General features: G+C 47.4%; 17 protein-coding genes and 1 pseudogene. 11 read left to right on the top strand and 7 right to left on the bottom strand.

From position 1 onward, the window contains the following. Positions 1-2 precede the first annotated feature (2 nt). The 5 genes from F458_RS0107395 to djlA all read right to left on the bottom strand — a co-directional run bounded on the left by F458_RS0107395 (position 3) and on the right by djlA (position 4,678). Positions 3-278 carry a hypothetical protein gene (locus F458_RS0107395; RefSeq protein ID WP_018982763.1) on the bottom strand — a complete coding sequence of 92 codons (276 nt, stop codon included), beginning with the start codon at positions 276-278 and terminating at the stop codon, positions 3-5. After that, positions 268-1,995: a single-stranded-DNA-specific exonuclease RecJ gene (gene recJ / locus F458_RS0107400; RefSeq protein WP_018982764.1), complete on the bottom strand. Its 1,728-nt coding sequence runs from the start codon at positions 1,993-1,995 to the stop codon at positions 268-270. The genes F458_RS0107395 and recJ overlap by 11 nt, the downstream gene beginning before the upstream one ends. A 128-nt stretch (positions 1,996-2,123) precedes the next feature. After that, the gene (gene dsbC / locus F458_RS0107405; RefSeq protein ID WP_018982765.1) at positions 2,124-2,834 is read right to left on the bottom strand and encodes a bifunctional protein-disulfide isomerase/oxidoreductase DsbC; all 711 of its coding nucleotides are present in this window, start codon (positions 2,832-2,834) and stop codon (positions 2,124-2,126) included. Between the two features lie 99 nt (positions 2,835-2,933). Next, positions 2,934-3,845, bottom strand: coding sequence for a site-specific tyrosine recombinase XerD (gene xerD, locus F458_RS0107410; protein ID WP_018982766.1), 912 nt, complete (start codon positions 3,843-3,845; stop codon positions 2,934-2,936). 5 nt (positions 3,846-3,850) lie between these two features. Continuing rightward, the gene (gene djlA / locus F458_RS0107415; protein ID WP_018982767.1) at positions 3,851-4,678 is read right to left on the bottom strand and encodes a co-chaperone DjlA; all 828 of its coding nucleotides are present in this window, start codon (positions 4,676-4,678) and stop codon (positions 3,851-3,853) included. A 350-nt stretch (positions 4,679-5,028) separates the two neighbouring features. Between djlA and F458_RS0107420 the strand changes: the two genes are divergently transcribed. The 9 genes from F458_RS0107420 (at position 5,029) to F458_RS0107465 (ending at position 19,576) form a co-directional block, all read left to right on the top strand. Continuing rightward, a complete protein-coding gene (locus F458_RS0107420) occupies positions 5,029-7,278 on the top strand; it encodes an LPS-assembly protein LptD (protein WP_018982768.1) in 2,250 nt (749 codons plus the stop codon). 56 nt (positions 7,279-7,334) lie between these two features. Beyond that, positions 7,335-8,612 carry a peptidylprolyl isomerase SurA gene (gene surA / locus F458_RS0107425; protein ID WP_018982769.1) on the top strand — a complete coding sequence of 426 codons (1,278 nt, stop codon included), beginning with the start codon at positions 7,335-7,337 and terminating at the stop codon, positions 8,610-8,612. Next, positions 8,612-9,616 carry a 4-hydroxythreonine-4-phosphate dehydrogenase PdxA gene (pdxA, locus tag F458_RS0107430; RefSeq protein ID WP_018982770.1) on the top strand — a complete coding sequence of 335 codons (1,005 nt, stop codon included), beginning with the start codon at positions 8,612-8,614 and terminating at the stop codon, positions 9,614-9,616. The genes surA and pdxA overlap by 1 nt, the downstream gene beginning before the upstream one ends. Next, positions 9,613-10,437 carry a 16S rRNA (adenine(1518)-N(6)/adenine(1519)-N(6))-dimethyltransferase RsmA gene (rsmA, locus tag F458_RS0107435; RefSeq protein ID WP_018982771.1) on the top strand — a complete coding sequence of 275 codons (825 nt, stop codon included), beginning with the start codon at positions 9,613-9,615 and terminating at the stop codon, positions 10,435-10,437. The genes pdxA and rsmA overlap by 4 nt, the downstream gene beginning before the upstream one ends. Beyond that, positions 10,434-10,808, top strand: coding sequence for a Co2+/Mg2+ efflux protein ApaG (gene apaG, locus F458_RS0107440; protein WP_018982772.1), 375 nt, complete (start codon positions 10,434-10,436; stop codon positions 10,806-10,808). Before rsmA ends, apaG begins: the two co-directional genes overlap by 4 nt. Before the next feature lie 24 nt (positions 10,809-10,832). Beyond that, positions 10,833-11,651: a symmetrical bis(5'-nucleosyl)-tetraphosphatase gene (locus F458_RS0107445; RefSeq protein WP_018982773.1), complete on the top strand. Its 819-nt coding sequence runs from the start codon at positions 10,833-10,835 to the stop codon at positions 11,649-11,651. Between the two features lie 243 nt (positions 11,652-11,894). Beyond that, on the top strand, positions 11,895-13,919 hold the full coding sequence (locus F458_RS0107450; protein ID WP_018982774.1) for a methyl-accepting chemotaxis protein: 2,025 nt from the start codon (positions 11,895-11,897) through the stop codon (positions 13,917-13,919). Between the two features lie 384 nt (positions 13,920-14,303). Beyond that, entirely contained in the window at positions 14,304-16,679 is a 2,376-nt protein-coding gene (locus tag F458_RS0107460; RefSeq protein WP_018982776.1) for a TonB-dependent receptor domain-containing protein, read from the top strand. A 401-nt stretch (positions 16,680-17,080) separates the two neighbouring features. Beyond that, on the top strand, positions 17,081-19,576 hold the full coding sequence (locus F458_RS0107465) for a TonB-dependent receptor domain-containing protein (protein WP_040610186.1): 2,496 nt from the start codon (positions 17,081-17,083) through the stop codon (positions 19,574-19,576). A gap of 601 nt (positions 19,577-20,177) precedes the next feature. On the opposite strand, the pseudogene F458_RS19220 reads toward F458_RS0107465, so the two are convergent. Both F458_RS19220 and F458_RS0107475 read right to left on the bottom strand, forming a co-directional pair. After that, positions 20,178-21,374 (bottom strand): annotated as a pseudogene (locus tag F458_RS19220) (oligosaccharide MFS transporter); the annotation flags it as partial. A gap of 41 nt (positions 21,375-21,415) precedes the next feature. Then, positions 21,416-22,624, bottom strand: a complete 1,209-nt coding sequence (locus F458_RS0107475; protein WP_018982780.1) for an ROK family transcriptional regulator — start codon at positions 22,622-22,624, stop codon at positions 21,416-21,418. Positions 22,625-22,869: 245 nt separating this feature from the next. Between F458_RS0107475 and F458_RS0107480 the strand changes: the two genes are divergently transcribed. Both F458_RS0107480 and F458_RS0107485 read left to right on the top strand, forming a co-directional pair. Further along, the gene (locus tag F458_RS0107480) at positions 22,870-24,309 is read left to right on the top strand and encodes a glycoside hydrolase family 32 protein (protein WP_018982781.1); all 1,440 of its coding nucleotides are present in this window, start codon (positions 22,870-22,872) and stop codon (positions 24,307-24,309) included. Between the two features lie 209 nt (positions 24,310-24,518). Then, on the top strand, positions 24,519-25,052 hold the full coding sequence (locus F458_RS0107485; protein ID WP_018982782.1) for a DsrE family protein: 534 nt from the start codon (positions 24,519-24,521) through the stop codon (positions 25,050-25,052). Positions 25,053-25,425: the final 373 nt, after the last annotated feature.

Here is a 25,425-nt window from a genome sequence, read left to right on the forward strand (position 1 = left end):
GCTCAGGCCCGCTTAATACGCACAACTTTCATTTGTTCAAACTCAATGCCGGCCACAGCTTCGATATGGCGATAATAAGTCAGGTTCACGCTGGCACCTTTGAGTGATTTGTACTGTCCTTTGCGGCGAAAAACGAAGGGGACGTCATAGCCGGTGAGCATTAATGTATGCCTTACCCACTCTCCTTCATCTCTTTGCACATGCGAATCAACTTTAAGTCCTTCACTGTGGATCAGGCTGCCATGCCTGGCAGTAAGACTGTCAGCATCAGTTTGCATAAGGTATTAGCTCCTGAATCAATAGCTGCACCGTCTCGCGACCACGGAACACATTTACCTCCAACTGATACACCAGCTGAACGTACCGACAACGGTTATTCGGCCACCGGGCTGGGTCTACATTAAACGCAATACCGTCAACTTCTTCACCTGAATCAAGGCGCAATGCCAGTTTGAGGTGTTTTTCTTTAAGCAAGCGCTGATTGACCACTTCAAATACACCATCAAACAATGGCGCTTCAAATCCCTGTCCGAATGGCACGGCTTGTTTTAACACCCTGGCCACCGACAGAGAGACTTCATCAACCTGTAATTCACCATCGGTAATGATGCGATCCAAATCGCCGGCTTTGGCCAGATGCACCGCTACCACTTCATCAAACAACGTTGAAAAAAGCGCCAACGCGTCCATTGGCAAGCTCAGCCCCGCAGCCATCGCATGGCCACCAAACTTAGGGATAAGACCTGGCTTGCGCAGATTAACCTCTTCAAGCACATCCCGAATATGCACTCCCGGCACAGAACGGGCTGACCCTTTTATCGTTTCATCATCCTGATGAGCAAAGGCAATCGTCGGGCGCTTGTACTTATCTTTAATCCGCCCCGCTACAATGCCAATAACGCCCTGATGAAAATCCTTCTGATACAGGACCAGACCCGCGGGCAGGCTATCTTCATTTACACTTAACGCCGCAATGGCCGCTTCGGCCTCTTGTTTCATTTCGGTTTCGATGGTGCGTCGCTGTTGATTGAGCCGATCCAGCTCAGTGGCCATATAACGCGCTTGCATAGGATCGTCGCAAAGCAAGCATTCAATGCCCAGGGCCATGTCCTCTAACCGTCCGGCGGCATTGAGCCGCGGCCCCACTACAAATCCCAGGTCAGAAGCACCAATACCAGATGGTGCGCGACCGGCAACATCCAGAAGTGCAGTGATACCCGGCCGGCACCGTCCGGCCCGGATTCGCTGAAGCCCCTGATGGACCAGAATTCGGTTATTTTTGTCTAACACCACCACATCGGCTACTGTGCCCACAGCCACAATATCCAGTAAATCCGCTAAATTAGGTGCCATCAGCTGTTGTTCTTTGAACCACTGATTTTTTTGTAATTGCGCGCGTATAGCCAGCATCAGGTAAAAGGCAACCCCAACCCCGGCCAGATTTTTTGATGAAAACGGACAGTCTGGCTGGTTCGGATTCACAATGGCATCAGCCTCGGGCAGCGTACCGCCGGGCAGGTGGTGGTCGGTGACCACCACCGTTGCCCCACGCGCCTTCGCCCGGGCGACTCCTTCTAAGCAGGCAATACCGTTATCTACGGTCACAATCACCTCAGCCCCGTCATCGCAGGCAACATCAACAATCTCCGGGCTCAGTCCATAGCCGAAGTCAAAACGATTAGGAACAAGATATGAAACCTGCTGCAAGCCCATTTGTCGTAACCCCAGCATACAAACTGCTGTACTGGTTGCGCCATCTGCATCAAAGTCACCGACAATAACAACCCGCTGTTGGCGGGCGATAGCATCGCACAAAATCGCAGCGGCCTGCCCGATACCTTTAAGCTGTTGATAATGACACAGCGATTTTACTGCGGTATCCAGCTCATCAAGAGAATCAACACGCCGCCCCCGGTAGACTCTGTCCAGTACAGGATGTAGGCTGTCACATAGTGGAGTGGAGGTTAATTCGCGTCGAAAAATTGGAAGTCCCATGACACCGTGACCTTTTACTTCAGGAAGTGGAATATTCAGGCCACTATAATAACCTGAATCACTGTTGTGGCCTACCTTGCAAAAAGGCCGGCGAGAAGCCGGCCTGAAGTTACCAGAAAAAAACTAAGCTATTCAGCATCCAGGGCCTGAGCAAGCATCCCGGCGGGCTGATACCCAGGAATAAGGGTACCGTTTTCCAAAATAATATTGGGAGTGCCGCTAACGCCCACCGACTGACCGAACTCATATTGTTTTGCCACCGTATTTTCACACTGAGCTGATGATACATCTTTATCAAGCTTTGCATTGGTCAGCGCTTTGGCGGGATCCTCAGCACACCATACAGAAACCATCTCATCATAAGTGGGTGAGCTAAGGCCATTGCGGGGAAATGCCAGATAATTGACCGTGATACCCAACGCATTTAGCTGCTCAATTTCTTTGTGCATCTTGCGACAATAGCCACAGGTGGTGTCAGTGAAGACGGTAATCTCATGTTTTTCTTTTTTCGCCTTAAACTGAATCGCATCCTTTTTAAACTGCTTAATACCTTCCAGGCGCATATCAGCAAGTGCGGTTTCGGTGATGTTTTTCATCCCATTTTGCAGATCAAAAATTCGCGCCTGCATAAAATAACGGCCTTCATCGCTGATATAAAACAGGCCTCGATCAGTGGTTGCCTGCTTTAAACCCGGAACCGGTGAATCGGCAATGGCAGAAACGCTCATGCCCAGGGTTGACTCCAGTTTGTCTTTTAATGCTGCAGAATCCGGTTCGGCTGCATGTCCTGTCAGTGAGGTGGTGGCAAGGGCCAGCACCGCTAATAGTTGTTTAATCACATTTTCTCCTTACTCGGTCATTAATTAGTTGACCGGCAACATCGGCTAAAACTTTCAAGTTTTTTGCATACTACCACAGGTTGGCCATGGACCAATCAATCAGCCCCGGGGGTGGTGAGTATGTATCAGATTCTGTAATCGTTCAGTTGCCACATGGGTGTAAATTTGCGTGGTGGATAAGTCACTGTGGCCCAGCAGCATCTGCACTACCCGCAAATCAGCGCCATGATTAAGCAAATGCGTGGCAAAAGCATGGCGTAACGTATGGGGCGACAAATCCTGCTCGATGCCCGCACGCACCGCGTAGTGCTTGATGCGATGCCAGAAGGTCTGGCGTGTCATCTGCTGCCCGCGACGACTTAAAAACAATGTATCGACGGTGGCTTTTGTCAATGCAGGCCGGCCATGACGTAAATACGTGTCTATCCAGTCCATGGCGTCTTCCCCCAGAGGTACCAGCCGCTCCTTATTGCCCTTGCCGGTGACCCTGACTACGCCCTGCACCAGACTGACTTGCGCCAGGGTAAGACCAATAAGTTCGCTCACTCGCAATCCGGTAGCATAAAGTACTTCGAGCATACAGCGGTCTCGAAGTTCCACAGCATCTTCGATATCCGGGGCAGTGAGAAGTGCCTCAACCTGAGCTTCACTTAACGATGACGGCAGACTTTGAGGGGTTTTAGGATTATTCAATATCGAAACCGGATTATCCGGGCGAACGTGGGTGGCGATAAGATAATTAAAAAAAGCCCGCATGGCGCTCATGCTTCGTTGTGTGCTGCGGGTAGACAACCCAAGCTGATGCCGGTGCCACAAGTAATCCTGAATCATTTCAGTGGTGAGTCGACTGATATCGCTTAATGATTGCTGCTGGTAAAACAGTGCCAGCTTGGCTAAATCACTGCGGTAGCTTTGTTGGGTGTGTTCGCTTAACCCTTTTTCCAGCCAGAGCATTTGCACAAACCCATCAATAAGGGCTCGGTTTGCATCGGTTAACTGCACCGGTTCCATCGTTTTTACATACCTCGATGTGTTTTAATAATCTCGTAGGCAGACTGAATATCCTGCGTTTTATTTTTTGCCATCTCCAGTGCCTGTTCCGGCAGGCCTTTGGCTGCCAGTTTGTCAGGATGATGCTCACTCATGCGCTTACGATAAGCGCGCTTGATTGTTTTATCGTCATCCTGTTCACTGACCCCCAGAATCTTGTACGCATCTTCCAGTGAGTGCGTCTCATCATACTGATGGCGCTGTTGTCCATTTCCACCTCGTTGACGGAATCGTCGCTGCGCATCGTAGGCAGAGAGTAAATAATCCAGATCGCTTTTCTTGAAACCAAGCGCTTTGGTTACCTTATCCAGTACACGTTTTTCCGCCAGTGTGACATTGCCGTCCGCGAAGGCAGCCTGAATGAGTATTTCAAGAAAAACCTGCAATATATCCCGCCGGCCATGACAATTTTCATAAAGGGTTTTTAGTGTATCCGTTATGGGGTAATCCGCCGCCTTCCCCTCACGATAAGCTTGCTGTGCTTCTTTGCGGGCATCGCCCTGCAACTGCATTTCATCCATCAATGCACTGGCCAGCTGAATTTCTCTTTCTGTTACCTGCCCGTCGGATTTTGCCAGGTGACCCAGAGAGGCAAACAGACTATGAAAAAAAACCGCTTGCTGTTGTAAGCCTGACTGGTCGGTAAAGAAACGGCCAAATCCACCCACCTTATTAAAATCCTGACTGTATGCGCGGTCAAACAGATGGCCGACAATGAGGCCCAAAATTGCACCGGGTATCTTCAAAAACATAAAACCAAAAATCAAACCCAGTAATTTGCCCCAAAATGGCATGCTGCTCTCCCGTCATTATCATCGTGCTGTGAACCACTCTTCTCTTACGTGGTCAGTGGCACTATAACTCAAAAAACAAAATAGAAAATATCCCGATGTCGGACAACCTCATTACGCCCGACACCAATTATTGTCGTTGGGTACGCAAAATGGGGCCTTAAATTATCATCGGGCGTGATTTTTTTGGTTCACTGGTTGGTTATTGGTAAAGAAATGCTTAGAATTAGCGGTTACTTTGCGCTTCTTCGCTTCAGCGGGTCAAAGCCAAACACAGCAAATGTATTCGTATTCGGTGTGCAAAGGCACCGAACCACAAAAATTATTTATTATTACAGGCTATCCGTCATCGCATGAAAAAAACCTGCGCTTCGTTATTATTGTGTGTTTTCAGCTGGCAGGCTTGTGCTCAGTCTGGTGCTGCTCAACGCAACAATGACGACCCGGACACATCATTACTCTGCCCCGTTTCACCAGTTCAGTTTTCTTCTGACAAACTGATGCCGCCGGGCGAAGTGATGGTGGAAGCCCGTCGCACCGAAGTATTTTCCCAACGGGAAGCCAATTTCAGCGGTGATGTGGATATAACCTCGGACACAGCACGAATTCATGCTGATCAGGCCAAAATCCGTAATAATGGTCAACAATTAGAAGCCTCCGGTGATGTGCTTTACAAGGATGCGCAGCTTCAGGTTAGCAGCGACAATGTAGCCCTTGATTCCACACGCGAAACATTGGAAATGCAAAACACAGAGTATCTTTTCAATGGCACCAGCGGTCGCGGCACAGCCCGTGTGATTGATTTGTCCTCTTCTGAAGGCCTTTCGTTACAAGATGTGCACTTTACTACCTGCCCCGCCGGTGACGAGGACTGGGCAATCCGGGCATCGGAAATTAATATTGAGCGGGGCTCGTTATGGGGCGAGGCAAAAAATACACGCTTCTATGTAGCAGATGTACCGGTATTCTATCTGCCTTATTTTGCTTTTCCAGTTAGTAATCAGCGTCAGACCGGTCTGCTCTTTCCTGAAATAGGCAGCTCCTCCAATACCGGTGTTGATTATCAGCAACCATTTTACTGGAATATGGCACCCAACTATGACATGACAATCACACCCCGGGTGATGTCTAAACGTGGCGTCCAACTGCAAACGGAGTTTCGCTATCTCAGTGAACAGGGTTACAGCGTAGTAGATGTTGAATATTTGCCCTCAGACAGCGATACCCCAACCAATGAACACCGCTATTTTTATCGTATCAAGCATGATGGTGTTCTAGGCGAGAACTGGACAGTAGGCGTTGACATCAATGGCATAAGCGATGATAACTATATTGTTGATGTAGGCACGGATGATTACAATCGCGCAGATACCCATCTTCTTAGAACGGTCGGACTGAACTATTTTTCAGAAAATATGACGCTGGATTTCCACGTGCGTGATTTTGAAACTATTGGCGATCGTCCCGACACCTATCGCGCATTTCCTGAAGCCAGGCTCAAGCTAAATCAGCCTCTTGGCAGCTTACTGGAATTCCGCCTGGACTCTGAGCTGGCCTATTTTGATAATGTGGATGAGTCCAGGCCCACCGCAATGCGCTTACACGTGGCACCATCTATTGCGCTGCCTTTTCAGCGTCACTGGGGCGAGTTAACTGCCGAAGCGACAGTGATGAATACAACCTATAAACAAGACAATGTTGAAAACACAGCATTAGATGAAAATGTGAATCGTCTGCTGGGGCGCGGTCGGTTATACGGCACCTTATATTTTGAACGCGACGGCAGTTGGTTTAATGCCACAGATACGATGACATTTGAGCCCAAAGTCCAGTACCTGTATACCAGTTTTGAAGACCAGACCAACATCGGGCTCTACGATACAACGAATCTGCTGACCGACGTAGAAGGCCTGTTCAGAGGCCGTGAGTTCACCGGGCTGGATAGAATTGTAGATAATAACCAGATTACCCTGGGTGCCACTTCGCGTATTATGGATGCACAAAATCGGGAACAATTTGCAGTAAGTCTGGGTCAGATATTTTACTTAGAAGACAATCGCATCATGACGCCCGGTAGTAACGGGGACCGAGATCGCTCTGCCCTTGCCGCAGAACTCGACTGGCGATTTGACTCTCACTGGAATTTCTATTCTGATATACAAATCACGACACAAACCGATAAGGTAGAAAGAAGCAGCTTAGGGTTGGAGTATCGTCGTGACAGTGAAAGTCTGGTTCAGCTGACCCATCGTTACGTCCGTGAGCTTAGCGGAGAAACCATCGATCAGGTGGGACTGTCGGTAAGCTGGCCCATCAGCAGAAACTGGCACTGGGTAGGCAGATCCTTTCGTGATCTCGAGCGTCATCGCAGTATCGAAACCTATATCGGACTAGAATATGAATCCTGTTGCTGGGCCATACAAGTGGTTGCTCAACGTCAGTTAAGTAACCGGTTTGGCATCGATGGTCAGCAGTCTACCGATGAATATGACTCTGGCGTAAGCTTGCAGTTTATCTTTAAAGGACTAGGATCGGCCAAATCCAGTCGACGCATGCTTGAAGATGGTATGTTTGGTTATCGACAACCTTATAATTTGAATTAATTTACCCTGTCGGCGATAAGTATTGCCGACCACATTAACGACAATAAAGAGTAATTATGAAGTTCATTATCCGGGCTATGTGTTTAAGTGCCTTGCTTACTGTTACATGCTGGGCACAGCAAGTTTCACTGGACCGCGTGGCGGTAATCGTTGACCAGGGCGTGATTCTGGAAAGCGAAATTGAAAAGCTGATCGCTGAGGTAAAACGGAGCGCCCAGTCAGAAAGTCAGGAGCTGCCCTCAGACCGTGTGCTTCGCACTCAGGCTATAGAGCGACTGATTCTAAAAAACCTCCAAATGCAGCGCGCTGAGCGCATGGGGATTCAGGTAAGTGATCCGCAGTTGGAGCAAACCATTGCCAATATTGCACAAAATCAAAACCTGACCGTGGCGCAGTTACGGCAGGGCGTAGCGCAAGAAGGGCTAAGCTATGATGATTATCGCGAGTCGGTTCGTGAAGAGTTGATTGTTGGCGAGGTCCGCCGGGCTAATGTTCGTCGTCGTATTTACATAACGCCCCAGGAAGTTGATTCATTACTGGAGGTAATGAACGAACAAGGTGCTGAGCAGGCAGAATATAACCTGGGTCATATTCTTATCGGGTTGCCTTCAGAGCCTTCTGAAGAAGAAGTTGAAGAAGCACGAAGCCGCGCCACCAAAGTATTGCAACTGCTACGGGATGGTTCTGACTTCACTAAAATTGCAATAACATCATCTTCCGGTTCTAATGCACTGGAGGGCGGTAACATGGGTTGGCTGAACATCAACTCGATGCCTACATTATTTGCTGAAGCTGTACAGGGTAAAGATGAAGGTGAGCTAATTGGCCCCATCCGCAGCGGCGCGGGTTTCCACATTTTGAAAATTAAAGAAACCCGTGGTATCGAGAAAGTCACTGTGGAAGAAGTTAATGCACGCCATATCCTGATTACCCCATCAATTATCTTAAGCGAAGATAAAGCCCGAGAGCGTCTTGAAAAATTCCGCCAACAGGTCATCAATGATGAAGCGGATTTTGCCGAACTGGCAAAAGAGCATTCAGAAGATCCAGGCTCAGCACTAAAAGGCGGTAATCTTGGGTGGGCTGATCCTACCATGTACGTACCGGCGTTCCAGAAGGCGTTATCAAACCTTGAACCGGGCGAGTATAGCCAACCTATTCGTTCAACCCATGGCTGGCACCTTATTCAGCTGCAGGACCGTCGTTTTGACGATGCCACTGAAAAACGCAAAGAGGATAAAGCCCGTCAGCTTATCTTCAGCCGGAAGTTTAAAGAAGAAACAGAAACCTGGCTGCGTGAAATGCGCGATGCTGCCTATATTGAAGTGCTTTAATGCCGATTACTATGCAAGCAAACCCGCCATTGAAAATTGCTGTCACGCCGGGTGAACCGGCCGGTATCGGACCGGACCTCATCATTCAGCTGGCGCAACTTCAGTGGACGGCTCAGTTGGTCGTATTCGCAGACGCAAAAGTGTTATCCGAACGCGCGGCACTGCTTGACCTTCCGTTGACGCTCACGACTTTTGAGCCGTCTATAAGTCGGGTTCAGGCTGCCGGAGAACTGTTCATTCGGCAAATTGATACGGATGTTCCGGTGCAACCCGGTAAGCTGGATAGTGGTAATGGCCAGTACGTGGTAGAAACACTTCGTCAGGCCTGTCAGGCTAATATGCAGGAAGGATTCGCAGCTGTCGTCACCGGGCCTGTGCATAAAGGCATTATCAACGAAGCGGGCGTGTCATTTTCCGGTCACACTGAATATTTTGCGCATCAGTCCAATACTATTGATGTAGTAATGTTGCTCGCCACCGAAGGGTTGAATGTAGCGTTGGCAACCACTCACATACCACTGGAGTATGTAGCCAAAGCCATCACTGAAGAAAGACTGCATCGGGTAATAAAAATTATCGATACAGACTTGAAACAAAAATTCGGGATTGCTGAGCCACATATCTTTGTCTGTGGGCTTAATCCTCATGCCGGCGAGAATGGACATATCGGAAAAGAGGAAATACAGACCATTATCCCGGCTCTTGACGCCTTGCGCACTGAAGGAATTAACCTGACCGGGCCGCTACCGGCTGATACAATCTTTCAACCTAAGTATCTTGAAGATGCCGACGTAGTACTTGCGATGTATCACGACCAAGGCTTACCGGTATTAAAATTTAAAGGCTTTGGGGCTGCTGTGAACATCACATTAGGCCTGCCATTTATCCGCACCTCAGTGGACCACGGCACAGCAACAGATTTAGCCGGCACTGGGAAAGCGGATGCAGGTAGCTTCAGAAAAGCCCTGGAAAAAGCCATAGAACTTGCGAACAGTCACCTATGAGTAAAACCCATTTAGGCCATACTGCACGAAAGCGGTTTGGTCAGAACTTTTTGCACGATGACTATGTCATTGAGCAAATCGTCAATGCTATCAATCCCCGGAATGGCGAGAACCTGGTGGAAATTGGCCCCGGTCTTGGTGCGCTAACCGATCCAGTTTGCGAGCGCGTTGATGCGCTTACTGTCGTGGAACTCGACCGTGATCTGGCAAAACGTTTGCACCACCACCCGTTTCACGGCCATAAGCTGAATATTATTGAACAGGATGCCCTGACGCTGGATTTTGCCTCAGTGCTGGCCGCCCGCGATGATACGCAGAAGCGTCTCAGGGTGTTTGGCAATTTGCCTTACAATATCTCAACGCCACTTATGTTTCATCTGTTCTACTTTACTGACAGCATTAGTGACATGCACTTCATGTTGCAAAAAGAGGTGGTAAACCGTCTAGCTGCTCAGCCAGGTTCAAAAAGCTATGGCCGCCTGTCTGTCATGACCCAGTATTACTGTTCGGTTATGCCAGTTCTAAATGTTCCCCCTGAAGCTTTTAAACCACCGCCTAAAGTAGAGTCAGCGGTGGTGCGGCTCATCCCCCATGCCACCCCGCCGGTAGAAGTGGCGTCACTCAATACACTGGAACGGGTTTGTGCACAGGCGTTTAATCAGCGGCGTAAAACAATCCGCAATAGCCTTAAAGACTGTATCAGTGAACAGGCGCTTGACAGTTTGGGGCTCGACCCTGGCACGCGTGCTGAAACGCTCTCGTTGCAGGATTTTGCGTCTATTGCTAATTACATTACTGCGCAAGAGGTATCGCAGGAATGAAAGAATCATTAATCAAAGTCAATGTTAAAACCCGGCATTTGCCAGAGCATCCGGCAAATACCGATGAGAAATACGCTTTTGCTTACCAGATTACTATCGCAAATAAATCGGATGTGCCAGTCCAACTGGTAAGTCGTTACTGGCTGATAACTGATGGGTCGGGTAAAAAGTCTGAGGTCCAGGGCGATGGCGTGATAGGCAAACAGCCAACCATCGAACCAGGCAGCAGTTTTGAGTACACCAGCGGCGCTGTATTAGACACACCGGTGGGGACAATGGAAGGCCATTATCACATGTTAACCGATGATGGTGACAAATTCAGGGTGCCCATCGATGTGTTTACGCTAGCTGTTCCTAACATCATCAATTAATTCTCCGACTTTAAAAGGTTATTAATGACGTCACGTCAAACGCTCATCGTGGGCGATATTCAGGGTTGTTATAAAGGTTTAAGACAACTTCTGGATAAATGCGAGTTTGAATCCTCCAGAGACCAGTTGATTGCAGTGGGCGATCTGGTCGCCCGGGGTGAGGACTCTTTGGCCACCGTTGAGTATTTAATGAGTCTTAACGGCAGTTTTCGCACGGTGCTGGGTAATCATGATTTGCATCTGTTGTCTGTCATAGAAGGCATTAAAGCGCCCAATCCGAAAGATAATCTGGATAACCTGCTGGCCAGTAGCAGACTGGCAGAAATAAGTTACTGGCTACGTCGCTTCCCGCTTGCCATGAAACTGGATGCGCAGCATACGGTGGTTCACGCTGGTCTTTTTCCCCTATGGAGTACGTCACAACTGTTGGCGTTAAGCGATGAAGTGAGTCAAGCGTTAAGTAGTACGCGCTATCTAGAACTACTTAATAATATGTATGCTAATGAGCCACAAAACTGGCGGGAAAGCCTGGACGGATTTGCGCGCCTTAGATTTATCATCAACGCATGCACCCGTATGCGCTTTTTATCCACCGATTATCGACTGAATGTTGCCGAAAAAGGCAAGCCGTCAGCCGCCCCGCCGCACCTTAAACCCTGGTTTGAGCTGGATAACGAACACCTCGGCGGACATGAAAAGATAATATTCGGACATTGGGCTGCCTTAACCGGAGTAACTGATAAAAAACAGGTTATCGGCCTTGATACCGGGTACGTATGGGGCAACACAATGTCTGCTTATCGTGTTGAAACAGGTGAAATAATTGCGGTTTCAGCCGGGTAGTCGAGGGTCTTACATTCAAGCCTGTTTTTCACTGCTGATATTTTTCTCCAGACTCCATACGCTTGTATCAGAAAATAACTTAAGTTCACTACATTATCGTCGATATAATAAGTCTCAGAGTGCAAATTAAGGTTCGGCTACTCAAAAAGTCATATTTAATGTGAACTTTTGAGTACAATTTGCAATTATTTAGCATTATTCGTCACATATCATAACGATAAAATTGTAGTAGCAGGAGTTTCGATGAAAATCACGGTGGCTAAACGTATTATTGGTGGTTTTCTTACCATCAGCCTTTTGCTGATACTGATCAGTGTTTCTTCTTTATATAATCTTAATTCCATCGGCGCAGCTACAGACGAGGTAAATAATACCGCCATTCCTACGATTTCCGGCAGTAATGAGTTAAAAGCGACATTTTTAAATATGGGGCGTCTGACCTTTGAGTCCTACATCGAAGAAGAGCTTCAAGGGCTGAATGAAAAAGAGGCCAGCTTCAAAACAAGCCAGGACAACTTCACTAATACATACGCCAGACTGAACACCATTGTCAGCGATGATCCTGCCTTGAAATCTTCACTTGATAAAGTGCACGCCAGCTATAGCGAATATATTGGAAATACAGAAAATATGTACGCTACGCATCGTCGTTATCTGAGCATGCGAAACACTATTAGCGACCAGCTTATGGTTGCCGAAGATAATGCCGATGATGCTTCCATGTACCTGCTGGATTTTTCGTATCTTCCGGAAGTTAAATCAAACCCTGCTTTACAGGAAGCTGCAAAAATTGGCGGCGAGCTGGAAAGCGCGTTGTTATCCATGCTTACGGTGTCCAACGAGTATCTGAAAACCGGAACTCTGCTGCGTGCTGAAACGCTGAGTAATGAGGTGGCATTGGTTGTCGAAAATGTGTCAGAGAAACTGTCAGCAATGTTGGAAGCGGCGGATGGTCAGGATGCATCAGGCAGCCTTGAGGAAATCAGTGAAATGGTCAGTGAAGCGCTGGACGCTATCACTGGTAATGATGGTGTCGTGCAGTTGCACCAGAACCGACTGTCGTTCCGAAACGCGGCAGAACAAGCACTCAATGCCTCTGATTCAAATATTGATACTGCAATGGGCGAGCTGGAAAAACTCCTTACCCTAACCAATCAACGCGCTGATGCTATTGATGATCAGGTGACTGAAAAAGTTGCCAGCGGGAACTTAATTGTCATCATCGTGGTCATCGCCTCGCTAATCGCAGCAGCAATTATCGGTACGTTGACAGTAAGAGCAATTACCCGTCCGCTTAATCGGGTAAATGAATTACTGCAGGTCGCTTCGTCAGGTGATTTGACCAGACGTCTGGACGACTCTGCTGAAGATGAATTTGGTCAGCTTGCACGTAACTGTAATCAGCTTATCGCTAACCTCAAAACACTAATAAACGGTATCAATAATCGTGCTGAGCAGTTAGCGGCCGCGTCTGAACAAACCTCTACGGTAACGTCTCAGACTACGCACTCTATTCAGGATCAGAAATCCCAGATTTCACAGGTCGCCACGGCTACTACAGAGATGCATTCAACCTCTCAACTGGTGGTGCAAAATGCTGAGGACACATTGAGCCAGATTCGCCATGCTGACAGCGAAGCTGAAAAGGTTCGTCAAATCTCTCTGGAAAATAAGCGTACCATTGAAGTCTTGGCCAAAGATGTACAGGAAGCCGCTGACGTCATTAATAAATTACATCAGGATAGCGCCAGTATCGGCGGGATTCTGGATGTGATCCGCGGGGTGGCGGATCAAACTAACCTGTTGGCCCTTAATGCAGCCATCGAAGCAGCGCGTGCCGGCGAACAAGGTCGCGGCTTTGCGGTAGTAGCCGATGAAGTGCGCACACTGGCCAGCCGCACCCAAAAATCCACCCAGGAAATTAATGCTATGATTGAAGTACTGCAATCGGGGGCAGAACGAGCGGTGGATGTGATGAACCAGGGTAAAGAGCAAACCGCAGTATGTGTCGAGCAAACCGACGCCGCTACACAGGCGCTGGATCTTATCTCCACAGCTGTGCGTCAGGCTCATGATGTCAGCTCTCAGATTGAGCAATCAGCCAGGGAGCAAAATGTGGTCTCGCAGGAAATCAGTGAAAAACTGGAAACAATTGTGGGCATTGCAGAAGAAACCACGGTGGGTGCACAGCAAACCTCCGAATCAAGTCAGGAAGTGGCACGCTTAGCAGAAGAGCTGCAGCAATCAATCCGTCAGTTCAAGGTTTAGCTACCCTAAACTGGTTATCAAAGCGGTCCTTTCGGCCGCTTTTTTTTGTTCAAAAATTTTTATAACTGACACATTAATTATTGCGGCATCTGCTGTCAGTAAACTTAAAAAGTGTCTTAACAAAATTTCAGACACCACCGTGAAAGCGTTTGCTATAAACCCTTTTCTATCTCAAGCTTTTTATGGAGCTCCTCCCCACAGCCACCAAGGCTAAACAGTGCTCGCTTTAGATTAAATTAAGGGATAATTAAAGGAGTCATAAGCCACATTTAACGCAAATGAGAATTATACTCATTTGCGTTGACACTGTTCATTTTCAGCCTAATATAAGCGCCCTTGTTTACCACATTTGGAATGTGTAACCACTCAGGGGACTTAGAGAAAATGATGAAGACACATCACACATTAGCCAGTATCGCATTATCTGTTCATTCCGGCCTATGCCTCGCAGCAGCTGCTCCTGCTGTGCCCAACGACGATGAGATTGAGCACCTTGTGGTTACTGCCACCGGCTTTGAGCAAAAGTTATCCCAGGCACCGGCAAGTATTTCAGTAATAACCGCAGAGGATATAAAGACACGTTCTTTTACCTCACTGCTTGACGCAGTTAAATACCAGGAAGGTATTGACGTCGGCTCAACCCGAGATAAAACCGGTCAGGGCAGTATCAGTATGCGGGGGTTAACCGGTGAATACACGCTAGTGCTTATTGATGGCAGACGCCAGAATAACCATGGCGATATTTATCCGAATAATTTTGGCGGCAATGCTTTTAACCATATTCCTCCGGTCGAAACAATTGAGAGAATTGAGGTTATTCGCGGTCCTGCTTCAACACTCTACGGCGCCGATGCACTAGGCGGTGTAATCAATGTCATTACTAAACCCCACACTGATCAGTGGAGCGGTTCACTCACTTTTGGCCGAAGTCTTCAAACCGACGATGACTTTGGCGATGATATCACCACAGATGTTTCACTGAACGGGCCGCTCATTGCCGACACACTAAGCATCGGGTTGCGTGGTAGCCTTTACGAGCAACAAGCCTCATCGCCCCAGATAGCCCCTGCCATTGACCCTAATGGCCTTGTTCACTTACGTTCTCTTGGGTTTGGCAGCGGCGGACGAACAGTTAATAACACCAATGAACACTATGGTTTCAGTCTGAATTATACCGTCGCCAAAGGGCATGAACTGACCTTTGATTACGACAACTCACATCAGGAGTATGATAATACGCCAGAATACAATTTAGAGACCGGGGACATTATTTATCCGCTGGGTACGCGCGACAATATCGACAGTATCTGGCAGGACCGTCGGGGTCAGGTTAATCCACGGGCCGGCTATGCAGCGGATCAGGAATTTGACCGCTCATGGTGGTCTTTAGCTTATGACGGTCAATATAGTTTTGGCTCAGTGATGGCAGCCTTGTCTTATGTAGATACCCAGAATAATGGACGTACTCTTCCGTTGAGCGTGGCAGAGCGATTGTTGTTGCAGCAGATATATGATGGTACCGGTCAGTATGCAGGATTACCGGAAGAAGAACGTCGCAACATCGCTGAAGATACATTTTTGCCCCGACCGGCTCGTCCGTTGGATAGCAGCCAGTATACCTTCGATTTGCGCTTTGATATTCCTGTCAGAGACTTGGCTGGCGATCACAATCTGGTCGTGGGCGCTCAGGTAATCGACGGAGAACTGCAGGATGGTGTATTTGGTCTTGAGTCAGGTAACGCAGGAGCCATTCAGGAGCAGCAAATGTACTCTGTTTTTGTCGAGGACAACTGGCTGATGACTGATGCGTTTACGTTAACAGCCGGTATCCGCTACGACGATCACGACGTCTTCGGGAGTCAGACATCACCACGGGTCTATGGGGTTTACAACATTAACGATTACTGGACTTTGAAAGGCGGTGTAAGCACCGGCTATAAAACACCGCAAACCACTGATCTCTACGACGGCATCACCGGGTTTGGCGGTCAAGGCACCAGCCCGTTTGCCGGCAACCCGGAGTTAGAGCCAGAAACCAGTGTTAATTCCGAAATTGCACTTTACTGGAGCAACCACAATCATAGCTTCAACATCACCTATTTTGATACCCGCTTCGAGGATAAAATTGCTCGCGGTGACACAGTATTTAGCTGTGAAGCCACTGAAGGGCGTCGTCCTTGTGTGAATCTCGGCGACTACGATCAGTTAGGGTATGACACCTACAGCCAGAAGATAAATATCGATGAGGTGGATATCCAGGGCGTTGAGCTTGCCGGCCGCTATGCAATATCTCTAGACTGGTCACTGTATGCCAATTATACATGGACCGACAGTGAGCAGAAAAGTGGGTCCGAGCAAGGCTTACCTTTGACTAATACTGCCGAGCACATGGCCAACATTAATCTGGAATGGGCGGCAACCGAACAACTTAACGTGTATCTACAGGGCGAAGTTCGCTCTGACCGATACCGGGGCTACGATGCGGTGTTCGAGCGTGAAAGGTACTTCGAAGATTACGCGATACTCAATTTAGGGGCCCGCTGGCACCTGAACGATAATGTGACTCTGAACTTACGGGTAAATAACTTACTGGACAGAGATTTCACCACCTACTCAGTGGATTATAATGATCTTAATGGCGATGGAGTTTACGAATATCTGACCGGACGGGGTGTGGTCAGTGAAGTGGCATTTACTGACGATTATAATATTAAAGATAAAACCAGAAATTTCTGGGCCAGTGCCACAGTAAGTTTCTAGGCAGAACGAGTGGCGGCCAGTCCGCCACTTTTCACCGACTCAACTCAACTACTCAATTTAATATTATCGTGATTCTGCTGAATCTCACCGCTGCTGGCACACTTCCTGTTACTGACTTGTAACAGCACTGGCAATCAATAATGCTTTCCCCAGATGCAGCATTGTTTTTTACTTACCACGCTCTAAGCCAGGGAATAACCCACTTTACTGCATATTTATCAAGGTTCTAACGTTTACCCAAACTATACCTTTCAGATTATTCACACACCTCAAATTAATAATTAAGTAACACAATGTTAAAAATAGCATTGACACAGGTTAATACTGCGTTAATATTTAATCACAAACTGTTACTAAAGGTCGGTTTATTACTACCCGTGATTAATACAGGACACAGCCCCATGAAGAAAATACAGAGCAACCCAAATAACATTTTTCGCCGAAATTTTATAAGCCTGGCCGTTGGCGCCGCTGTAGTTTGTAGCAACGCAGCATACGCACAGGAAGAGGATGAGAAGAAAAGCGCTGAATCGCTTAATCTCGAAACAATTGTTGTTACCGGTTCCGTTAAAGGTACCACTAAGCTCAACAGTACTTTGTCTGTAACTACCGTGTCCCAGGAACGGGCGGAAAGCTTTGTACCTCAGGGGACGGTAGATGTTCTTCGTTCTATTCCGGGAATCAGAGCGGAATCCACGGGTGGCGACAGTAACGGTAATATAACCGTACGTGGCGTTCCGCTAGGCGGCGGTGGCTCACGTTTTTTGCAGCTACATGAAGACGGTCTGCCAGTTCTGCAGTTTGGCGATATCATTGTAGGCAATGCTGATAACTATTTTTCTTACGACCAGACCATCAATGTGGTCGAGGCCATAAAAGGTGGTACCGCCGCCACACTGGCCAGTAACTCTCCCTCGGGGATCGTCAACTTTGTCAGCAAAACAGGCGAAGTTGAAGAAGGTACTTTAATCTATAAAACCGGCCTGGATTATGATCAGGATCGTCTTGATTTTGCCTACGGCACACCAGTAGGCAATGACTGGGCAATGCATATCGGTGGCTTTTACCGAACCGGTGAAGGCGTCAGAGATGCTGGTTTCAATGCTGAGGATGGCGGCCAGATTAAACTAAGCGTCACGCGTTTTTTCGATAACGGTAAAGCCCGTCTGTATTATAAACACCTGGACGATCAAACTGCGACTATCTTACCCATGCCCGTGTTGCTAAATAACAAAGGCATTCCAGGTCTGGATCCCCGGGAAGCAACAAATATCCCTGTAGGACTTATTAATAATCAAACTACCGATGGCTCTGGCGGAATCAGAGAATCCAGTATTAAAGATGGCAACTCTGTACGCTCCAGTGTCATCGGCGGTGAGTTGCAATTTGATTTTGACGACAGCCTGACCGTAACAGAAAAATTCCGTGTAGCCAGAAACTCCGGGCAGTTCTTCGGTGCATTCAGTGCCGGTGTAGGCGCGGCCGTATCGCCTGAGTCGATTGGTGTTCCCAATGCGGAAAACCTGACCCTTGGCTATGCCCATGGTGTTGATGGTAACCAGCCTCTGTCACAAGAGACATTATCGACACTAAATGGCAATGGCCTGATTCAGGATATCCGCACCTTTGATAATGATATCAATAGCCTGGATAATTTTACTAACGACCTTAGCCTGACCAAATCTTTAGAAATGTTAGGCGGATACACCAATGTCACCGTTGGTTATTATGTGGCAAACCAGGAAGCGGATATAGATTGGTTCTGGCAAAGTCATATTGCCGATGTACAAAACATTCCTCGTTTAATGAACCTGTATAATGAGGAAGGCGAGGCAGTCACCGCTAACGGCCAGATTGCGTATGGCTCGCCGCAGTGGGGTAATTGTTGTACGCGAGACACGTATTTTGATTCCAGCATTGATGCCTATTATCTTGCTATCGACAGCGAAGTAACCGATTCACTTTCGGTCAGTGCCAGTGTCAGACGAGACAGCGGTGAACTCACCGGCAGCTGGCTTCAGGCAACTGTCAGCCCGGTTGATGTAGACAATAATGGTGAACTTAGCTTTGCTGAAATGAATACAGAAACCTTTACTCAGGCGTCGTTTGCTGAGTCCAATAAGGCGCTGTTTGGCTACGACTGGGATTACACATCATTTGCTCTGGGCTTTAACTATATTATCGACGACGGTCTGGCTGTGTTCGGAAACTACAGTGATGGCGCCCGGGCAAGTTTTGGCGACCGACTGGCCGATGCCGGCTTCATTGTACAGGGCCAGGCGCAGCCAGGCTCCGTGGTCAACGAGTTACGCATGCTCGAGGCAGGCATAAAATATCAGGCTGACAGATTCGGCATTTTCGCTACAGCATTTAATGTTAATACCGATGATGCCAACTCCGAGTCTGCCAGGGGACTGGATAACCCGGCACGAATTCGTGAATTTGAATCAAACGGGATTGAAATAGAAGCCACTGCCAATATTGGTATGTTCAACTTTTTTGGCGGCATAACCTACACCGATGCAGAAATAAAAGGGGCGAATAATCCAGAGGTGGTTGGCAATGTACCTCGCCGTCAGCCTGATTTGGTTTATTCAGGTACGGCGTCTTATGCTATTGATGAACATGTAGTCGGACTTAGCTTTTTCGGCCGTACCGACTCCTATGTCAGCGATGACAATACCAATGAACTGGACGGTTACCTGACATTCAATGCCTTTGCGAATTACTTCATCGCCGATGATTTATCAGTACGCCTTGCCGTCAACAATCTCACTGATGAGCTTGCGCTGACAGAGGCTGAAGGAGGCTTTCAGACGGTGAATGGATTAGATATTATCCGGGCTCGATCTATTCTGGGACGCTCCACTTCGCTGGAACTGCGGTATACCTTTTAATCCTTATTGCTGCGCAGGTAAGCTGCGCAGCTTTTTCTCACGTTGTCCCTCCCCCACTACACTCCCCCTGCCCTTTTCGCTCTCCCTCGCCTTAACCACCCATTATCTTAAACGTTGGCTACGCTCAATGCTTTTACAGAACATTACTCAGAATCTGCTTACTTAATCGTGATTGCCGAAATAACTCTGCTGATCTTTTTGCTATAGCGACAAGGCAAACAAAGTTGCACCAGAGAATTGAAGCGATGCCACGCTAAGGCTTTAGCAGTTATGCAGGCTCTCACGTTAGTTAGCTCCCCTTATTTCTGCAGCTGAAATCGGGCGGGTGGACACCAGGTTGCTTTTTAACAGGTTCGCATTGAGGCAACCACAGGGTTTCAATAGTTATTATTTGCGTGTGAGATTTTGCTGCGGCAGAACCATAGTTACTGAGGTTCTGATACGCCGAGCGGGCGTTTAAGAAGCATAGTTAATAGACGAAGAAGGCAAAACGTTAGTAACGCTCACTATAACGACTAGATTGCGTGTAAAAACGCCGCCTTTATAACGATAATAAAAACGGCGACATGCATTGGGTGAAAATACATAAAAAACGGTCTGGTTATACTGCTGGCATTTGATGCTTTCTGTGATTGTCTTTTTCCAACAACACCGCCGACAATATTAAACATGCGATGGCGATACCGCTCATAATAAGATACACATACTGAAAAGAATATACGTCGTACAGTTCGCCAAAGACAGGCGCCATGGCCCCTGCTCCTAGCTGCATAACAAACATAAAGCTAATCAGATAAAGGGTTGAGGAGAGCTTACTGTCAAAATGCATATTGAGGTATTTAAATACTGAGACCATTAAAATAGGCAATTCCACTGCGTGCAGCAATTTGACTAACGATAAAAGCACTTCATCGTGCAGTACTGCAGAGCAAAAGATACGCAAAACCATAATCGCCCCGGCCAGTAACAACCCCGCTTTGACGCCTATTCGGTTAACAATCGTTGGCGCCACAAGAAAACCTGCGGCTTCCAGAAAGATTTGTAATAAATTGAGATATCCGTACATTTCATTGCCGGTTTTAACCACAAACAGAGCAGCATAGAACACCGGAAACTGTTGGTCATAAACGGTATAGATTGTCGCAACGCCCAACACAAACAAGGCCAGAAAATAAAACTTAGGAAGCTTAAGTACGGTCACAATATCGCTAAGACGCGGCGTCGAGCTACCTGAGGGAGCGCTTTGTTCAGAGGTGTCTATTTTAACGATGAACAATATACTCATCGGAATCATAGCGATGGCCGACGCTACCCAGAAAATCACTTCACCACCCATATTAATAAGCAGACCACCGAACAAGGCCGTGCTGGCCCAGCCCAACGACCCCCATAACCTGACCCGCCCATATTCAAAATCGGAATAGCGAGAAAGGCGTTCGAGATAAGTTTCCACCACCCCGGCCATTGCCAGAAAAACCAGCGCGATATAAATAGCACCAACCAGGATACCCAGATAAAAATTTGACTGAAACAGGGGCTCGTAAACAAATGAAAAAAATGGCCCACTAAGCAGCAAAAAACCCGCATTCGCCCAGATAAGATATTGTTAGGTATGAATTTTATCCTGAATAAAGCCGATCAAGGGTTGTAGTGAAATAGCGGCAATTGAATTGACAGAAAAAATGATACCAATTTCTTTTCCATTCAGACCGACGGTCTGGCTCAACCAGATTGCATACATCGAAAAGACCAGTGCATAGCCACCAAAAAGGCTGAACAAATAAGCACTGCTTACCCAATAATTTCTTTTCCAGGTAGTGTCTTTTCAGTCATTGTCATTTAACTACCTGTTTTGAAAAGTACTGATTTATCTGCCGCGAAGTGTGAATAGAAAGGTAAAATCGCCGCGCCGACCATCATGGCATCTTGGCCTAATAACCCCTCTACCAGTTCAGGCTTATAAATATCCCGTTCAAGAAGCTCATCAACATAATCGCTGGTTTTAGAAATGATAGTTTTCATCAGCGCACCATCAAGATTGATATCCAGGATAACGGCGTTGTAATCCAGTAATACATTTGATCCCACCACAAGTTCGGCCAGTGCATGAGCACAATCATCGACCCAGTCATCCATGGCATACGCTCCGCTGTCAATGCCGCGCTGAAGCTGAGCCAGATTTTCAACTTCGTAACCTTTATCAACTAAATAATCGGTCAGGCTCATTAATGAAGCCCGGTTAAGCAATACCTCAAAAGTGCGCTGAGGCCTGGGTAGGTGTGTTGCGCGGGAGTGGGAAACCGGGTAAGAGGCTATCGCAGCACTATTGGCATTTACGCCCATTTCAACATTGCCGTTGAGAACGAGGCCGCCGCCGATGAAGCTGTCGATGTAAACATACAGATAGTTATTATACTTTTTACCGCGGCCAAAGAGCAGTTCAGCAGCCGCAGCAGACGTACAATCATTCCCAACCAGGACGGGAAGTTCGGTACAGGCCTGCAGGGCCTCCTGTATATCAAATTCTTTCCATTGCCGGGCGATACTATCAGGCATTTCGTGACCATCACTCCAGCCACCCAATAGCCAGGGCATAGCAACGCCCAGCCCCTTAACCCGTGTTTGTTCGTCAGGTTGAACCATATTCATCAGATCGGTCAAATTGCTTTTCACAATATCGATGACTTTCCCTGGCTCTGGGTAGCTATAAGCATCAACTACTTTACCAATTATATTGCCGGTAATATCCATCAGTACCATTTTGATTTCACGGCGGCCAACTTTCACACCGATGGAATAAGCGCCTTTGGGATTGAGCACATAAAGCTCAGAAGGACGGCCTTTACCGCTTATCCGTTTGCTCTCCATGAGCAACAAGCCTTGCTCTGCGAGCCCATCCACAATTCTGACAACCGCCTGTTTGGTTAAATTTGTCAGTTGAGCCAGCTCTGTTTTGGACAGCGGCCCATGCTTGCTCAGCATTGATAAAATTAAACGCTCATTAAACCGGCGAACGCCAGAGGGATTCGAACCTGATTGCTGGCCCATAATGTGTCCTGATTAGAATTGATTTAGGCAATAAAATACATGTTAGGTCACTGACCGGTATAGCATTTTTACTAAGTGGGCAGAAGTGACTGGCAAAACATGCTGCTACTGAACTGCTGACGTTCAAGGTTATACAAGGTAAACAGTTTGTCAATTATTTAATAACAGTTTGTGATTAAATTTGAATTTACCTGAGTGAAAAGCTACCATTATTTTACATTCAGCACCCTTTGAGGCTATCGACTATGGCGGCAAAAAATCCAAAATTACATTACTTTCAATATGATAAATGGATGAATGACCCCAATGGTCTGATATTTCATAATGGCATTTATCATTTGTACTATCAGTGTAATCCTAACTCGAAATACTGGGGTAATATTGGCTGGGGCCATGCCACCTCAGAGGATCTTATTACCTGGACAGAACAACCCCATGCGCTGCCTGCCAAGCCCGGCGCAATGATATTTTCCGGCAGTATTGCGGCGCCCGACGATGCACATTCCAAAGGTAGCGAAAAAGCCAGTCTTTATGCGTTTTATACGGTCTGTGACTACGACCCGCAACGCTTACAAAGCGACAATGTTCTGGACATTCAAAATCAACGCCAGCACCTGGCCCTTTCAGATGATAATGGCATAACCTGGAACGAGTACAGGAATAACCCGCTTATCGACATTGGCAGCACGGAGTTTCGCGACCCGAAAGTTCAACAACTTGCTGACGGTGAATGGTTAATGCTGGTGGCGCGCTCGCTGGATCATAAAATTGATTTTTACTACTCAGAAGATCTGCTTAGCTGGACACTCACCAGCACATTTACCCAATGTCCTTTCCAAAAAGGTGCGTGGGAGTGCCCGGACCTGATTCTTCTGTGTCCGCAAGAAAATATTTGGTGCCTGATGTTGAGCGTGGATCGCGGGTTTGCGAATAACGGCTCAGGGGTCATTTACATGCTTGGCAACCTGGTTGATAAAGCATTTGTTATCAATACGGCTTATATGGGCGGCAATGCGTACGTAAGGCTCGATCACGGCCCTGATTTTTTTGCCCCTCAATCTTTTTTTCACAATGGCCAGTTATCCAAACCACTGATGCTGGGATGGCTGAACAGCTGGCTTTATGCCAAAGAAATGCCGGCGCAGTCACTACCCATGATGCAGTCTATGCCCCGGGAACTTGGCCTGGTGAAAGTTGATGACCAGTGTTACCTGCTTTCACAACATCCGGCGTTAAGCCAGGCGAAGGTGAGCGAATCATCCACGCAGACAGTGTCAGGTTTGTATTCACAACAAGCGCTGTTCAGTGAGATACCAGGAACATTTTTGTGGGAAGCCGAAATACACAACTTCGATCAGGGTCAGCTAAGTCTGAGCATTGTTGATGCTGAGCTATCACTTGTTACCATTGTTATCGACAGTGACGAGAAGACCATGCGCATTTCACGCCATACCGGTGATTTTTTCGAGGCAGCAAATACTGACTATGAGGCACCTTACCTTAGCCTTACCAGTATGATGGATATCAGTATTTTAGCGGACTGCCACAGCGTCGAAATATTCGTCAATCAGGGCACTACCGTTTTCTCGCTGCGTCTTTCCAGCGCCATGGACAATGTATCGCTTCTGGCTGAATCAACCGCTTCCAATTCAAAATTGCAAAGCACGCTGTCGCAGTTCAAGTAATCCAGGATGTTGCTTTTTTAAGCCACTGCAATGGCTTAAACAGCTCTCTACCGCAACCGGAACGCTCTCTTTTGAGCGCTCTGGTTGAATCTTCCATTATCCACGCCCTGTTTGTATTCCCATCAAAAATTTGTTTGCTTACTTTTTACTGAACCTCAGCGCCATTGGCATAGTATCTTTTTAGACTTGTTTATTTTCAGGGAACAACAATGCGCAAGTTTTCATATATTTCTACCACTGCTTTGTTATTTATGGTGGCAATTCCGGTATTTGCTGCTTTCTCGACGGGTCCTGTATTTGAAAAATACGGTAGAAAAACACTGATAGAAGGCGTTTCTCTGGATAACTCTGCGCAATTTAACGTGGCTTTCGATGTCGCTTCAAAGAGCGCAGAAGATAAGATAAACCGCAATTTCGACAGTGTCGCCCGTTTCATGAACATGCATGTAGCCAGCGGAGTAGCGCAGAAGAACATCAAGCTGGCCATAGTCGTTCACGGGAGCGCGACATTGGACTTACTGACGAACAAAACTTACCAGACAAAGCATAATGCGCCGAATCCAAATATCGCTATCGTTAACGCATTACTGGATGAAGGTGTGAAGATTATTGTGTGCGGACAGTCAATGAGCGCTCATGATCTAAGCCCCGATCAGTTTGTAGATGGGGTAGAAGTAAGTCTGTCGGCCATGACGGCCCATGCTCAGCTCCAGCAGCAAGGATATACACTCAATCCTTTTTAGTGAATAACCTGCTGCATGATTAGCATGTCGAAGGTTTATCTGCATAGCTGTTAACAAATAAAGCATGATCGAAAGGCTCATATAGTGCTTATAACAATATGTTATGGCCTGAAATTATTCTAATAAGGACGCTTTACTCAGTGCTCACTGGCAGTTCAGCCGATAGAGGCAAATTTGCAGTACGCCTTACCCGAAAACTTACCGTCATTGGTGCGTAAATTGTTCCGACCAGATGAGGCTAACAATGCCATAGAGAACCATGTTCAAGGCACTGGCTCAGGCATTGGATAACATAGGAACGCTACTATTACATAGCGCAGAACTTCAGCATAATCAGTGATGCTCTGGCATCTGTTTACAAGAGGAACACGCA

Origin of the sequence: Salinimonas chungwhensis DSM 16280 (assembly GCF_000378185.1) — a bacterium.
Lineage (GTDB): Bacteria > Pseudomonadota > Gammaproteobacteria > Enterobacterales > Alteromonadaceae > Alteromonas > Alteromonas chungwhensis.

Coding starts and splice junctions, on each gene's coding strand:
- F458_RS0107395 (WP_018982763.1), bottom strand. CDS start 278: ATGCAAACTGATGCTGACAGTCTTACTGCCAGGCATGGCAGCCTGATC.
- recJ (WP_018982764.1), bottom strand. CDS start 1,995: ATGGGACTTCCAATTTTTCGACGCGAATTAACCTCCACTCCACTATGT.
- xerD (WP_018982766.1), bottom strand. CDS start 3,845: ATGGAACCGGTGCAGTTAACCGATGCAAACCGAGCCCTTATTGATGGG.
- djlA (WP_018982767.1), bottom strand. CDS start 4,678: ATGCCATTTTGGGGCAAATTACTGGGTTTGATTTTTGGTTTTATGTTT.
- F458_RS0107420 (WP_018982768.1), top strand. CDS start 5,029: ATGAAAAAAACCTGCGCTTCGTTATTATTGTGTGTTTTCAGCTGGCAG.
- surA (WP_018982769.1), top strand. CDS start 7,335: ATGAAGTTCATTATCCGGGCTATGTGTTTAAGTGCCTTGCTTACTGTT.
- pdxA (WP_018982770.1), top strand. CDS start 8,612: ATGCCGATTACTATGCAAGCAAACCCGCCATTGAAAATTGCTGTCACG.
- rsmA (WP_018982771.1), top strand. CDS start 9,613: ATGAGTAAAACCCATTTAGGCCATACTGCACGAAAGCGGTTTGGTCAG.
- apaG (WP_018982772.1), top strand. CDS start 10,434: ATGAAAGAATCATTAATCAAAGTCAATGTTAAAACCCGGCATTTGCCA.
- F458_RS0107445 (WP_018982773.1), top strand. CDS start 10,833: ATGACGTCACGTCAAACGCTCATCGTGGGCGATATTCAGGGTTGTTAT.
- F458_RS0107450 (WP_018982774.1), top strand. CDS start 11,895: ATGAAAATCACGGTGGCTAAACGTATTATTGGTGGTTTTCTTACCATC.
- F458_RS0107460 (WP_018982776.1), top strand. CDS start 14,304: ATGATGAAGACACATCACACATTAGCCAGTATCGCATTATCTGTTCAT.
- F458_RS0107465 (WP_040610186.1), top strand. CDS start 17,081: ATGAAGAAAATACAGAGCAACCCAAATAACATTTTTCGCCGAAATTTT.
- F458_RS0107475 (WP_018982780.1), bottom strand. CDS start 22,624: ATGGGCCAGCAATCAGGTTCGAATCCCTCTGGCGTTCGCCGGTTTAAT.
- F458_RS0107480 (WP_018982781.1), top strand. CDS start 22,870: ATGGCGGCAAAAAATCCAAAATTACATTACTTTCAATATGATAAATGG.
- F458_RS0107485 (WP_018982782.1), top strand. CDS start 24,519: ATGCGCAAGTTTTCATATATTTCTACCACTGCTTTGTTATTTATGGTG.